Below are 13752 nucleotides of genomic sequence, written 5' to 3' on the forward strand. Positions count from 1 at the left end.
TTCACATGCCAACTGCCATCGAGCTAGCCGAACAATTTCAAGTTAGCTTGGTGGGGGATGGTTCCCGATTATTGCGCGGGCTTGCTCCGCTTGAGCGAGCCCAATCTGACGAGCTCTCTTTTTTATCGAACCCTCTCTATCGCCAACAGGCACTTGATAGTAGTGCGGGTGCATTAATCGTCAGTGAAGCAGACCTAAAGTTCCTGCAAGGGCACTCTCAGACTACAAAGACAAGTTATCTGGTATCAAAAAATCCTTATGCCAGCTTCGCTAAGATGGCGCAGTGGTTTGCGAAGCAAAGTACTCCAATCTACCCCCCAGGAATTAGTCCCATGGCAGTCGTGGATAAAACGGCCACGATTCCTGCCTCATGCCATATTGGACCCTTTGTGCAAATTGGCCCCGGTGTTCGTTTAGGAGAGCGTGTGGTTCTTCTGGGTCAAATTAGTATTGGTGAGGGCGCCGCCTTGGGTGATGATTGCCTCATTTACCCCAACGTTACGATTTATCACGATTGCACAATTGGCGATCGTTGCATTATTCATAGCGGTGCCGTGATAGGGGCTGATGGTTTTGGTTTTGCTCCTGACTTTTCAGCACATGGCGGTCAATGGCTCAAAATCCCACAAACAGGTGGGGTAAGGATTGGTCAGGATGTTGAAGTGGGGGCCTGCACGACGATTGATCGTGGTGCAATGGCGAACACCACGATTGGGGATGGCTGTAAGATCGACAATCAAGTCCAAATTGCGCACAACGTAGTGATTGGTGTTCATACCGTGATTGCTGGTTGTGCTGCCATCGCTGGCAGTACCACGATTGGTAATTACTGTGTGATTGGTGGCAATGCGAACTTTGCCGGTCATCTTCAGATTGCAGACCGCACCACCGTATCGGGTGGCACCCCCGTGATTCGTTCTATAACGGAGCCCGGTACGCACATTACCGGTGTATTCCCATCAATGCCCCATTCTGCCTGGGAGCGAAATGCAGCGATTTTGCGCGGACTGGATAAAATACGGGAGCGGATTCGAAGCCTTGAAGGTAAAGCATCCGATTCGGTTAGTAAACCCGATTAGTAACTTTTATGGACATGCTATGAGTCAAGCAGTGATTGATATTCACAAGATTCTGAAACTACTCCCTCATCGATATCCCTTTTTGTTGGTCGATCGGGTTATTGAGTTAGATCCCGGAAAAACCATCAAGGCATTGAAAAATGTCACGATGAATGAGCCATTCTTTCAGGGTCATTTTCCAGATTTTCCGGTGATGCCAGGTGTCCTGATTATTGAAGCGCTAGCTCAAACCGCAGCACTCTTGACGTTTTCTGAAGAGCATGACCCGGAGGATGTGTATTACTTTGCTGGAATCGATGGCGCGCGTTTTAAACGGATCGTATTACCTGGTGATCAGCTCATCATGCACGCTACATTTGAGCGCGGTAAGGCTGGTATTTATAAGTTTCAGGTTAAAGCGACCGTCCAAGATGAATTAGCAGCTGAGGCATCCATTACCTGTGCGGTTCGAAAGAAGAGTGTGTAATGGCCACAATCCATGCAAGTGCCATCGTTGATTCCAAGGCGCAATTAGCCGATAACGTCGTTATTGGACCCTATGCTGTGATTGGGCCTCATGTCACCATGGGTTCAGGTTGCACGGTTGGTTCGCATACCGTGATTGAAGGGCATACAAGCCTTGGACAAGATAATCGGATTGGTCACTTTGCAGCCATCGGCGGCGAACCGCAGGACATGAAATACCGTGGTGAGCCAACCCAATTGATCATTGGTGACCGCAATACGATTCGGGAGTTCACGACCATTCATACGGGTACTGCGCAAGATCAGGGCATCACTCGAATCGGCAATGACAATTGGATCATGGCTTATGTACATATTGCCCACGATTGCCAAATTGGTAATCACACCATCTTCTCAAGTAACGCCCAAATTGCCGGGCATGTTGAAGTAGGAGATTGGGCGATTCTGGGTGGAATGTCGGGTGTTCATCAGTTTGTTCGTATTGGGGCTCATGCGATGTTAGGTGGGGCCTCGGCACTTGTACAAGATATTCCTCCCTTTGTCATGGCAGCGGGGGATAAAGCTGGACCCCATGGAATCAATGTCGAGGGCTTAAAGCGCCGCGGCTATTTACCGGAGGCGATTATGGAGCTCCGTAATGCCTATAAGGTTTTATACAAAGATGGGCTGAGTTTTGAAGAGGCAAAAGTTGCGATCGACGCCATGGCAAAGCAGCAAGCGGATGTCAAAACCCAAGAAGCCTTGCTTCAGTTTCATCAATTCTTAGCCGCCTCCAGTCGCGGCATTATCCGGTAACTGATTTTGCCGAGTCTGGCTTGTGTTGCAGGAGAGCCGTCTGGGGATTTAATCGCAGCCCCTGCGCTTTCAGCCCTAAAGCAAATACCGTACACTCGCGATCTTAGGATGTTTGGGATTGGCGGGCCAGCGATGCAAGCAGAAGGTTTTATCTCCCGTTGGCCGATGGAGACCTTAAGTGTGCGTGGATATGTTGAAGCGCTTGCGCAACTACCTGCTATTTTGCGATTACGCTCCGAGTTGCTGCACTATCTTTTAAAGGTCGAGCGGCCTGATATCTTTCTAGGCATTGATGCGCCTGACTTTAATCTGGGGGTCGAGACCCGCTTAAAGCAGCATGGAGTCCCAACGCTTCATTTAGTCTCCCCATCCATTTGGGCTTGGCGAGGTGGCCGCATTCATAAAATTGCTCGTGCGGTCGATCGGGTTCTGTGCCTGTTTCCATTTGAGCCAGAGATTTATGAGAGGGCTGGGATTGCTGCAAGCTATGTTGGTCACCCCTTAGCCAGCGAGATCCCAGAAATTGTGGATCAAGCTGCAGCAAAGAACGATTTAGGTATTGATGGCATCACTATTGCGGTGTTACCAGGCAGTCGTCAGTCGGAGATTGAGTTAATCGGCCCACTATTTTTTGAGACCATCAGCATTCTTGCAAAGCAATTGGAGGGCCAGAAGGTTCATTTTGTTCTTCCTATTGCGGCACCACATTTACGACCTGCCATTGAGCGTTTACAGCAGCAACTCCTAGCCAGTCATCCCGATGTCCAATTGATCCTATTGGACGGAGATGCTAACCTGGCATTAGCCGCTGCCGATGTGGTCTTGATCGCCAGCGGGACCGCAACCCTACAAGCGGCGCTTTGGAAAAAACCCATGGTGATTTCATATAAGGTGCCTTGGCTAACTGCCCAGATTATGAAACGACAAGGGTACTTGCCATACGTGGGTTTGCCTAATATTCTGTGTGGCGAGTTTGTGGTGCCCGAGCTTTTACAAAATGCAGCCAAGCCTGAGGCCTTGGCTCGTGAAGTGATGCATTGGCTGAGCCACCCCGCAGCCGTTCAAAAACTTCAAAAGCGTTTTGAAGAGCTGCATCGAATACTGAAGAGGCCAACTGGGCTTTTAGTGGCCCAAGCAGTTGAGCAAACTCTGCGTGAGAGAGCATAGTTCACCATGAGTATTTGGATTTGCGGAGTTGATGAAGCAGGGCGCGGTCCATTGGTTGGTGCAGTTGTCGCTGGAGCGGTCGTACTGGATCCCCGGCAACCCATTATTGGACTTAAAGACTCAAAAAAGTTAAGCCCTGCCAAGCGTGAAGTGCTTTATGCTGAAATTGTGTCAAAGGCAAGGGCTTGGGGTATTGGCGAAGCATCCCCCCAAGAGATTGATGAGCTCAATATCTTGCAAGCGACCATGTTAGCCATGCAACGAGCGATACAGTCCCTAGTTGATCGAATGGGTGAGTGGCCAAGCGAAGCGCTCATCGATGGTAATCGTTGCCCATCCCTACCTATACCAGCGCGTGCAATTATTCAGGGAGACGCAAAAGAGCCGGCCATTTCAGCTGCATCGATCTTGGCTAAAGTGCATCGCGATCAACAGATGCAAATCCTGCATGAACAATTTCCTCAATATGGCTTTAATCAGCATATGGGCTATCCCACCGAGGCCCATATTGCAGCCCTTAAACACTATGGCCCATGCGCGGATCATCGACGCTCCTTTGGGCCGGTTCGGGAGCTCATCAATGCATAACTCCAAGGGTGTTATTTCTTCTAAAGAAAATCATTTGCTCAAGCGCATTCGTCAACTTCAGCAAGCGGGTAGCAAGGGGCAGAAGGCTCGCCAGGAGTATCAGCTTGCGGTCATGGAAGGCATCCATTTACTCCAAGTCTGGCAAGGCGACCCGCGTTTACAGAGCATCCTGACTACTCCATCAGCACTCGCAAATACAGAGATTGCAGCGATTATTGATGTACATTGTGAGCAATGCCCAGAAGTTGAGATCCAGCTGCTTGATGAGTCTTTATGGTCCTCTATCAGCGAGCTAGAGAATGCTCCGCAAATCATGGGCTTAGTTCGCCTTGAATCTCCAAAGTCTACTGCAAAGAATCTGCTCGGTGACACTGTAATTCTGGATGCTATTCAGGATGCTGGGAATGTCGGAACGATTTTGCGTACCGCTTTAGCTTGTAATTTCAATCAAATTGTGTGTACGGTTGGAACCGCCCATATTTGGTCGCCGAAGGTGCTTCGTGCGGCCATGGGAGCACATCGTTACCTGACTTTTTATGAGGCACAAAGCATCGATGATGTGACCAGTAATATTGAGGCACCCTTATTGGCAACGACCATGACTGCCGAGCGCTCACTGTACTCTATTGAGGCGCGTCTACAAAAGCCGGTTGCTTGGGTATTTGGTAATGAGGGACAAGGGGTCTCCCCAGAGCTCTTGGGACAAGCCACTCCAATTCGGGTTCCCCAAAATCCACAGCTGGAGTCTTTAAATGTGGCGAGCACCGCCGCCATTTGTTTGTATGAAACCCTGCGGGCCCGAGGGCAATTTAATTCCTGAGCCTTGCTAGCCAAGGATGGTTTTATCAGAACGAATGGCCTGAAGGATGGTGGTTGCAATCTCTTCAATTGATTTGCTAGTGGTCGAGACCCATGGAATGGACTCGCGTCGCATCATGGCAGTGGCTTCATTAATCTCATATCGACAGTTTTCTAGCTTGGCATAGTTGCTTCCCGGCCGGCGTTCATTCCGGATCTCAGAGAGGCGTTCGGGGTCGATCGTTAAACCAAAAATCTTTTGTTTATGAGAGAGAAGATCTTTGGGCAGCTGGCCGCGCTCAAAATCTTCGGGGATTAAGGGATAGTTGGCTGCTTTTAATCCATATTGCATCGCCAGATAAAGGCTAGTTGGTGTTTTACCAACCCGAGACACGCCCACCAAAATTACATTCGCATCGACCAGATTTTGATTGGACTGGCCATCGTCATGGGCTAAAGAATAGTTAATCGCTTCAATCCGGTTTTTATAAGCATCCGTATCAGCATTGTGATGCAGGCGATTGATCGCATGGGTTGAGCGCATTCCTAGCGTTTGTTCAAGGGGCGCCACAAAGGTTTGGAACATATCAAGCACCAGGGCTTTGGCTTGCCCAACGATCTGATTTACCTCTGGATTGACAAGGGTGGTAAAAACAATCGCTTGGCCATACTTAGGATCGGTGCCATTAATTTGAGATACCGCGTCATGTGCTTTATCTACAGTATCGACAAAAGGAATACGAACCTGTCGAAAGCTAGCCTCGAACTGAGCTAGGATCGATTGACTAAAGTTTTCAGCGGTAATACCCGTTCCATCAGAGACGATGTAAACAATGCGAGGTAGAGTATTGGCCGGAAGAGTCATGGTGGTTATTGCGATAAAGATTGATTAAAAAATAGGCAAATTAAGGTCCAGTAATACAATATTGATCATTCAAGTATGCCCGATTTTAGGGGCAACGCTTTAGTCAGTTTTTTAACTTTACGAGAGTCTTTATGTCTATGCAAAATAAGCAAAACGCCTATGTTTTGCCTTTTGAGGAGCTGCGTGTCGGCGATGTTGAGTCGGTAGGCGGTAAAAATTCCTCACTGGGTGAAATGATTTCACAATTGGCATCTGCAGGGGTCCGTGTGCCAACCGGTTTTGCCACCACATCCATCGCATTTCGGGATTTCTTAAAACACAATCAACTCGATCAAAAAATTTCAGAGCGGCTTGCCAAGCTCAATGTTGATGACGTTCGTGCTTTGGCAGAAGCGGGTGCGCAGATTCGTTCGTGGATCGAAGGAGCTGCCTTTCAACCTCAGTTAGAGGCCGAAATACGAGCAGCTTTTCAAAAACTCGATGCATCCGGCAAAGGATCGTTTGCGGTCCGCTCTTCGGCAACGGCTGAGGACCTACCTGACGCTTCATTTGCAGGTCAGCAAGAAACCTTTTTGAACGTATCGGGTATTGATGATGTATTAAAAAAGATCCGTGAGGTGTTTGCATCCCTGTATAACGATCGTGCGATTTCCTACCGTGTCCACAAAGGATTTGCCCATGCAGATGTGGCTCTTTCTGCGGGTGTGCAGCGTATGGTGCGCTCAGACCTTGGAGCGGCAGGCGTGATGTTCACTCTCGATACAGAGTCTGGCTTTCCAGGAGTGGTTTTTATTACCTCAAGCTATGGCTTGGGCGAGACCGTCGTGCAGGGTGCAGTTAATCCCGATGAGTTTTATGTTTTCAAAGAGACTCTTGCAAAAGGTAAAAAAGCGATTATCCGGAAGTCGTTAGGATCGAAATTAATTCAGATGCAATTTGCTCCCCAGGGATCCGCAGAGCGTGTACAAACTGTTGAGGTGGGCCCTGAAGAACGCAATCGTTTCTCGATTACTGATGAAGATGTTACTGAGCTTGCCAAGTATGCAGTCATTATCGAGAAGCACTATGGTCGACCCATGGATATCGAATGGGGCAAAGACGGTGTGGATGGCAAGATCTACATCCTTCAAGCCCGTCCAGAGACCGTGAAGAGCCAAGCGGCAGATCAAGTGGAACTTCGCTATCGCTTAAAGGGAAATTCAAAAGTCATTACAACCGGCCGAGCCATTGGTCAAAAAATTGGAGGCGGTCCGGTACGTGTGATTCGGGACGCCAGCGAAATGGATCGGGTTCAGCCTGGCGATGTTTTGGTGGCTGATATGACCGACCCAAATTGGGAGCCCGTCATGAAGCGGGCCTCAGCGATTGTTACCAATCGAGGTGGCAGAACCTGCCATGCCGCGATTATTGCGCGCGAGTTGGGGGTCCCTGCAGTTGTGGGCTGTAGTAATGCAACCGATGTCTTACAAGATGGTGCGGTTGTTACTGTTTCGTGCGCCGAGGGTGATGAAGGACGCATTTATGACGGTCTGATTGAAACCGAGGTTACTGAGGTAAAGCGCGGAGTTCTGCCAGACATACCAGTCAAGATCACCATGAACATCGGCAACCCTCAATTAGCGTTTGATTTCTGCCAACTGCCGAATGCAGGGGTTGGCCTAGCTCGTCTGGAATTCATTATCAACAATTACATTGGCGTGCATCCCCGCGCAGTGTTGGAATACCCCAATATTGACGCTGATCTAAAGCGAGCAGTGGAGAGTGTAGCGCGTGGCTATTCAAGTCCTCGAGCATTTTATGAGGATAAATTAGTTGAAGGTGTGGCAACGATTGCTGCGGCTTTCTATCCCAAGCCAGTGATTGTGCGCCTGTCAGACTTTAAGTCCAACGAGTATAAGAAGTTGATTGGTGGGTCTCGTTACGAGCCAGATGAAGAGAATCCCATGCTCGGTTTTCGGGGGGCATCGCGGTATGTGTCGGAGGATTTTGGCGAGGCCTTTGCTCTTGAATGCGCGGCGATGAAGCGGGTGCGCGAGGAAATGGGCTTAGATAATGTTGAGATCATGGTGCCATTTGTGCGCACGATTGCCCAGGCAAAGCGCGTGATTGACATGATGGCTAAGTTTGGTCTGCAACGTGGAGTGAATGGCCTGAAATTGATCATGATGTGCGAGATTCCATCGAATGCCATTCTGGCCGATCAATTCTTGGAGTATTTTGATGGCTTCTCGATTGGTTCAAACGATATGACCCAGTTAACCTTGGGGCTTGATCGCGACTCTGGCATGGAGCTCTTAGCGATTGATTTCGATGAGCGCGATCCTGCGGTGGAGTTCATGATCGAGCGCTCGATTGATGCCTGCGTCAAACAAGGCAAGTATGTCGGTATTTGTGGACAGGGCCCGTCTGATCATCCAGACTTTGCCAAGTGGCTGGTCAAAAAAGGAATCACCTCAATCTCACTCAACCCAGACAGTGTTGTACAAACCTGGGAGTTTTTGGCCAAGAACGGATCGTAAGTTCCTGTCCAACAAGACCAATAAGGCGGGCAAGACCCGCCTTATTTTTTTACCCTTTTTAGTCGTTTTACTTGGCTTGAAGATTTGCCTTTGGGTTTATGGACAGGTACGCTGCCCAGCTTCTTTGACGGCGATAGAATCGAAATACTTTTCTTAGAGCCATTCCAACTGGGTTCTGGAATGCTGAGTGCCACTTCTTTTAGTTTCTCACCCCAAATTCGATGCATCATTTCGAAGTAGGGATTATCTTCATCAATCGTGATTAATCTATCTAAATTGAAAGAGTCTTTCTCATAGACCAAGAGATCGAGCGGTAAGCCAACGGAAATATTACTTTTAATAGTCGAGTCCATCGAGATCAGGACACATTTGGTCGCTAAATTAAGCGGGGTATTAAAACGAATCACCCGATCGAGAATGGGTTTACCGTATTTGGATTCTCCAATTTGAAAGTACGGAGTCTCCGGCGTAGTTTCAATGAAGTTACCGGCAGCGTAAATATTAAATAAACGGGGTTTTTCACCCTGGATTTGTCCACCAAAAATTAAGTTGCAATTGAACTCAATTCCTGACTTTTGCAGATCCTCAAAATCGCGCTCTCTTACCTTCTTGACTGCAGAACCAACCACCGTCGCTGCCTCGTGACAGCTTTTGGCATTCCAAAGATTGACGCCATCGAACATTTCACCTTGGAGGAGAATTTCTTTGACTGCTTGGGTAATGGCTAAGTTACCCGAGCTCATGAGAACAAAAAAACGCTCTCGGTCTTGATGAAAGAGGGCCATCTTACGAAAGGTGCCGATTTGGTCAACTCCCGCATTCGTTCGAGTATCGGCTAAGAACACTAGGCCTTCATCGAGGCAAAGGGCAACGCAATAGGTCATGGTTACAGCACTTTCACTTGTTGTATGGCAATGCGAGCCCGTAGCTCCTCTTGGCCACCACCGGAACGGATTCCTTTGATGGGTGCAGCTGAATAATAATCCCTTCCAATGGCCAAGCGAATATGCCGTTGATCCGTCAGGCAGGCATGGGTTACATCAATACTGATCCAGCGACCTTGATCTGCATCCAAACAAACATCTACCCAGGCATGACTTGCTAGGTTTGGAGATTCTTCAGCAAAGAAGTAGCCGCTAACATAGCGCGCTGGAATATTGGCAAACCGACATAGACTTAGCATGATGTGACTATGATCTTGGCAGACCCCAGTCTGCATCGCAAATGATTGAGCTGCTGTCGTTGCAAAGGTCGTGACACCTGCTTGATAACGAATGCCGGCACGAATCGCATCGGCTAGAGCCAAAACAGAATCAATGTCACGTTTATTAGGAAGTGCCGATTCAAAATACGATTGCATTGGTTCTGATATTTGTGTGAGGGTGGTTGGCTGTAGCAGATAGTAAGGGGACACGGCATGGGTATCATCCTGGTACTCATAGCATCCATGGCTCTTGACTTCTCCTTTGGCAGTAATGCTCATTGATTTATAGGGCGTGTCGAGTACTAATGTTTGGCAGGTATTACCAAAAGTGTCTTGAGTGGACTTGGCTTTGACGGGCGACTGAATTTGCCACTTTACAATCGTTTGCCCCTTGTTATCCAGTGGGCTTAGTCTTAACTCCTGAATCGAATAGCGAACTGGATTGTCATATTGGTATTCGGTATGGTGTTCAATTTGTAAGTGCATCGATTTCATCTTAGGCAACGGCAAGGGGGATGAGGTATGCATTACTGAGCTCGTCACCGATGTGGTTAATTCGTTTTAAAAACTGCTTCGTGAACTCTTCAAGACCCATATGAAAGACTTCATTGATATCAGAATAATCAAGGTCAGCTTGGAGTTTGCCGATAAGACGTTCAATCTCTTTGGAATTCTGATTCCGAATTTCACCTAACAGCACAATTAAATCGCCAACGCAATAGCGCAATGAACGGGGCATTTGTTGATTAAAGATTAGGAGTTCTGCTGCTTTTTGAGGGGTAATTTGGTCTGAGTAAATCTGACGATAGATCTCATAAGCAGATACAGAACGCAATAGGGCGGCCCAATGATAGAAATCAAAGAATGCTGAATCCGCCTCCTCGGTGATATCATGAATTGGTTTTAATTGGCGCAAGCTTGCTGGATCTTGGTACTTGGTTTCTAGGATGCGAGCAGTATTATCGGCGCGCTCTAGTAAGGTGCCAATGCGCATGAAGTAATAGGCCTCATTTTTCAGCATCGTGCCATGCATGACCCCCCGGGAGAGGTGGCAGCGATATTTAACCCAGTCTAGAAGGCTACTGGGATCAGCATAATCCTGTTTGGTAAGTAATTGCGTTAACTCAAGCCAGGTGGTGTTTTGGGTTTCCCACAGCTCAGATGTAATCCGTCCACGAATCGCTCGCGCGTTTTCACGGGCGGCGCGCAAGCAAGACACGATACTCGATGGATTATTCGCATCAGCGATCATGAACCGCAAAATGGATTCCTGGTTCATCTGGGAGTGGCTCGCTAGGAACGCCGGTTCTAGTTTAGAGATGGTGAGTAACTTACGCCAACTTTGGTCTCGGTATTCAGAGGGCTGCGGCAGCAAAGAGGTTTGATAGTTCACATCGAGCATACGCGCGGTATTCTCAGCCCGCTCGGTATAGCGAGCCATCCAGTAGAGGCAATCGGCGGTACGGCTTAACATGGACTAATCCTCCAGTACCCAAGTATCTTTGGTGCCACCACCTTGTGAAGAGTTCACCACCAAAGAACCCTCCTTGAGGGCAACGCGGGTTAACCCTCCCGGAACCATCTTGATGGTTTTGCCAGAGAGCACAAAAGGTCGTAGATCAATATGGCGCGGGGCAATTCCAGACTCAACAAAGGTTGGACAGGTTGATAGAGATAGCGTCGGTTGAGCAATATATTGATCGGGATGTTGAATTAAGTTCGCTCGAAAGCGCTCAATTTCCTCTTTGGTGGATGCTGGACCTACCAGCATGCCATAGCCACCAGCGCCATGAGTCTCTTTGACGACCAACTCATCAAGATGAGCTAGTGTGTATGTAAGATCTTCGGCCTTGCGGCATTGATAAGTCGGTACATTGTTAAGAATCGGCTTTTCACCTAAGTAGAACTCAATCATTTGCGGCACATACGGATAAATGGATTTATCGTCCGCAATTCCAGTGCCAATCGCGTTGGCTAGAGTGATATTGCCCGCACGATAGGCATTGAGTAAGCCGGCTACGCCTAAAGCAGAATCGGATCGAAATGCTAAGGGATCTAAAAAGTCGTCATCAATACGTCGATAGATTACATCGACCCGCTGAGGCCCTTGGGTGGTTCGCATGAACACTTCTTCATCTTTGACATAAAGGTCCTTACCTTCGACTAGTTCGACACCCATTTGTTGAGCAAGGTAAGTATGTTCAAAGTAGGCCGAGTTAAACATGCCTGGGGTGAGAACAACCACATTTGGTTTTTTTACTCCCTCGGGCTTGACGGACTTCAGGCATTCCAACAGAAGGTCAGGGTAGTGCTCTACAGGAGCAACTCGATAGCGCTGGAATAGATCGGGAAAGAGGCGCATCATCATTTTGCGATCTTCGACCATATAGGAGACGCCAGATGGTACGCGCAGATTGTCCTCTAGGACATAAAACTCACCTGCGCCTGCACGCACAATATCAATCCCGGCGATTTGAGCATAAATATTCCGTGGTACATCGATATGGCGCATTTCCGGTCGATATTGAGCATTATTAAAAATCTGCTCCCCGGGAATAATCCCAGCTTTAATGATTGCTTCGTCGTGATAGACATCATGAATAAAGTGATTGAGTGCGGTCACGCGTTGCCGCAGTCCTGCTTCAAGCGTCGACCATTCTTCTGCTGTGAATATCCGTGGGACTTGGTCAAATGGAATAGTGCGCTCAGTCCCCAAATCATCACCATAGACTGCAAAGGTGATGCCAACCCGACGAAAGATGAGATCGGCCTCAGCCCGTTTAAGGGCCATCAGAGCATCACTTTGCTCAGTTAGCCATTGCTGAAAGATGGCGTAGTGGGGTCTAGCCGCACCATGTACATCAAACATTTCGTCATACGGAGTTTTCATAGTCTTTACGGTATTACGCCCGAATGACAAATCATCCGTAGATTGGCATGGCTTGGTGCAAATATGCACCTAAATGGTGCAAGAAACAGGATTATGAGAGTTGACCGCGCACGATTCTGGCTTTTTCTCGCTCCCAGTCACGCTCTTTACTTGCCTCGCGCTTATCGTGTTGTTTCTTTCCGCGGGCAAGCCCAATTTCACATTTAACTCGACCCTTTGAGAAGTGCAAATTGAGCGGGACCAAGGTATAGCCTCGCTGCTCAACTTTGCCGATGAGTTTCCGAATCTCGCTCTCATTTAAGAGGAGCTTGCGGGTTCGGGTGGGGTCGGCATGAATATGAGTCGATGTCGAGGAGAGTGGACTGATGTGAGAACCAATCAAATAAATTTCAGCATTACGCACTACGACATACGCTTCCTTAATTTGCGCACGACCAGCACGAATTGCCTTAACCTCCCACCCTTCGAGGACAAGGCCCGCTTCATAGCGTTCTTCAATAAAATAATCAAAGAAGGCTTTTTTGTTATCGACGATACTCATGGTTTAGAGTTTTTATAGGTTCCACGGTTTCATTATGGCAGACGTCAATAAGACGGTTTTGATTGGTCAATCCGCTGACCGAATGTACAGCCTAGTAACGGATGTTGCGCGCTATCCAGAGTTTTTACCCTGGTGCGGCGGTGTGGATATTTATGAACAAACCGAAACGGTTCTCGATGCCAAAATCAAGATCCACTTTAAAGGGATTGAGCAATTCTTTCATACGCGAAATGCCAACCATCGCCCTGATTCGATTGATATGCAATTTGTTGATGGTCCATTTAAAAAGTTCACTGGCCAGTGGCGCTTCATTCCCTTACGCGATGATGCATGCAAGATTGAGTTCAATTTGCACTGGGAGTTCAAAAGTGCCATCTTGGATAAGATTATTGGTCCGGTGTTCTCCTACATCGCCAGCACCTTTGTGGATTGCTTTGTAAAGCGTGCGGAGCAACTCTATGGCCACTAAAGCGCAGACCATGGAAATACTTTTATGCGATGCGCGCCAGGATCCGCCATTACTTCAAATTCATCATCTTCCGTTAAATAGTGTTACAAAGCCCACGGTGGGTTGGGCGCTTCAAAGCTTGGGCATTGCCAAAGATCAAGATGATCCAGTGATTAGCCGTAAGGGCTGCTATGGGGTATTTGGTAAGCGCAAGGATTGGAGTAGCCCGCTATATGCCGGCGACCGTTTAGAGCTCTATGCACCATTACGCATTGACCCTAAATTAGCCAGACGAAAGAAGGCCAATCGCGATAAAGATAGCCTTTTAAAGGCCAAAGCCATGCGCCGGCAAGCTGCGAAACCGAGACCTTAAAGGAGTCCTCGACCCAGAAC

General features: G+C 48.2%; 15 protein-coding genes. 9 read left to right on the top strand and 6 right to left on the bottom strand.

The window, feature by feature from the left end:
- The first annotated feature begins 5 nt into the window (after window positions 1-5).
- Genes lpxD through QUE66_RS02865 form a run of 6 tightly spaced genes read left to right on the top strand, consistent with a single transcriptional unit; the run spans window position 6 to window position 4914 of the window.
- On the top strand, window positions 6-1079 hold the full coding sequence (gene lpxD, locus QUE66_RS02840) for a UDP-3-O-(3-hydroxymyristoyl)glucosamine N-acyltransferase (RefSeq protein ID WP_286224338.1): 1074 nt from the start codon (window positions 6-8) through the stop codon (window positions 1077-1079).
- Between the two features lie 19 nt (window positions 1080-1098).
- Window positions 1099-1545 carry a 3-hydroxyacyl-ACP dehydratase FabZ gene (gene fabZ, locus QUE66_RS02845; protein ID WP_286224339.1) on the top strand — a complete coding sequence of 149 codons (447 nt, stop codon included), beginning with the start codon at window positions 1099-1101 and terminating at the stop codon, window positions 1543-1545.
- On the top strand, window positions 1545-2339 hold the full coding sequence (gene lpxA / locus QUE66_RS02850) for an acyl-ACP--UDP-N-acetylglucosamine O-acyltransferase (RefSeq protein ID WP_286224340.1): 795 nt from the start codon (window positions 1545-1547) through the stop codon (window positions 2337-2339). The genes fabZ and lpxA overlap by 1 nt, the downstream gene beginning before the upstream one ends.
- Before the next feature lie 6 nt (window positions 2340-2345).
- Window positions 2346-3506 carry a lipid-A-disaccharide synthase gene (gene lpxB, locus QUE66_RS02855; protein WP_286224341.1) on the top strand — a complete coding sequence of 387 codons (1161 nt, stop codon included), beginning with the start codon at window positions 2346-2348 and terminating at the stop codon, window positions 3504-3506.
- 6 nt (window positions 3507-3512) lie between these two features.
- Window positions 3513-4094 (top strand): ribonuclease HII, encoded by a 582-nt coding sequence (rnhB, locus tag QUE66_RS02860; RefSeq protein ID WP_286224342.1) that lies wholly within the window; start codon window positions 3513-3515, stop codon window positions 4092-4094.
- Window positions 4087-4914, top strand: a complete 828-nt coding sequence (locus QUE66_RS02865) for a TrmH family RNA methyltransferase (protein WP_286224343.1) — start codon at window positions 4087-4089, stop codon at window positions 4912-4914. Before rnhB ends, QUE66_RS02865 begins: the two co-directional genes overlap by 8 nt.
- Window positions 4915-4920: 6 nt before the next feature.
- Here QUE66_RS02865 and ppsR read toward each other — a convergent pair whose 3' ends face one another.
- Entirely contained in the window at window positions 4921-5757 is an 837-nt protein-coding gene (gene ppsR / locus QUE66_RS02870; RefSeq protein WP_286224344.1) for a posphoenolpyruvate synthetase regulatory kinase/phosphorylase PpsR, read from the bottom strand.
- A gap of 131 nt (window positions 5758-5888) precedes the next feature.
- Between ppsR and ppsA the strand changes: the two genes are divergently transcribed.
- Window positions 5889-8276: a phosphoenolpyruvate synthase gene (gene ppsA, locus QUE66_RS02875; protein ID WP_286224345.1), complete on the top strand. Its 2388-nt coding sequence runs from the start codon at window positions 5889-5891 to the stop codon at window positions 8274-8276.
- 41 nt (window positions 8277-8317) lie between these two features.
- Here ppsA and QUE66_RS02880 read toward each other — a convergent pair whose 3' ends face one another.
- The 5 genes from QUE66_RS02880 to smpB form a co-directional block, all read right to left on the bottom strand.
- Window positions 8318-9160, bottom strand: coding sequence for a peptidase (locus QUE66_RS02880; protein WP_286224346.1), 843 nt, complete (start codon window positions 9158-9160; stop codon window positions 8318-8320).
- A 2-nt stretch (window positions 9161-9162) separates the two neighbouring features.
- A complete protein-coding gene (locus QUE66_RS02885) occupies window positions 9163-10008 on the bottom strand; it encodes a transglutaminase family protein (protein ID WP_286224347.1) in 846 nt (281 codons plus the stop codon).
- On the bottom strand, window positions 9977-10954 hold the full coding sequence (locus tag QUE66_RS02890; protein ID WP_286224348.1) for an alpha-E domain-containing protein: 978 nt from the start codon (window positions 10952-10954) through the stop codon (window positions 9977-9979). Before QUE66_RS02890 ends, QUE66_RS02885 begins: the two co-directional genes overlap by 32 nt.
- Before the next feature lie 3 nt (window positions 10955-10957).
- Entirely contained in the window at window positions 10958-12370 is a 1413-nt protein-coding gene (locus QUE66_RS02895) for a circularly permuted type 2 ATP-grasp protein (protein ID WP_286224349.1), read from the bottom strand.
- Window positions 12371-12461: 91 nt separating this feature from the next.
- The gene (gene smpB, locus QUE66_RS02900; protein ID WP_286224350.1) at window positions 12462-12911 is read right to left on the bottom strand and encodes an SsrA-binding protein SmpB; all 450 of its coding nucleotides are present in this window, start codon (window positions 12909-12911) and stop codon (window positions 12462-12464) included.
- Window positions 12912-12945: 34 nt separating this feature from the next.
- On the opposite strand from smpB, the gene QUE66_RS02905 reads away from it, so the two are divergent.
- A complete protein-coding gene (locus QUE66_RS02905) occupies window positions 12946-13380 on the top strand; it encodes a type II toxin-antitoxin system RatA family toxin (protein ID WP_286224351.1) in 435 nt (144 codons plus the stop codon).
- Complete coding sequence (locus tag QUE66_RS02910) at window positions 13370-13732, top strand: RnfH family protein (RefSeq protein WP_286224352.1); 363 nt, start codon at window positions 13370-13372, stop codon at window positions 13730-13732. Before QUE66_RS02905 ends, QUE66_RS02910 begins: the two co-directional genes overlap by 11 nt.
- Window positions 13733-13752 lie beyond the last annotated feature (20 nt).

The organism is Polynucleobacter sp. HIN6 (genome assembly GCF_030297575.1).
In the GTDB taxonomy this organism is placed as follows: domain Bacteria; phylum Pseudomonadota; class Gammaproteobacteria; order Burkholderiales; family Burkholderiaceae; genus Polynucleobacter.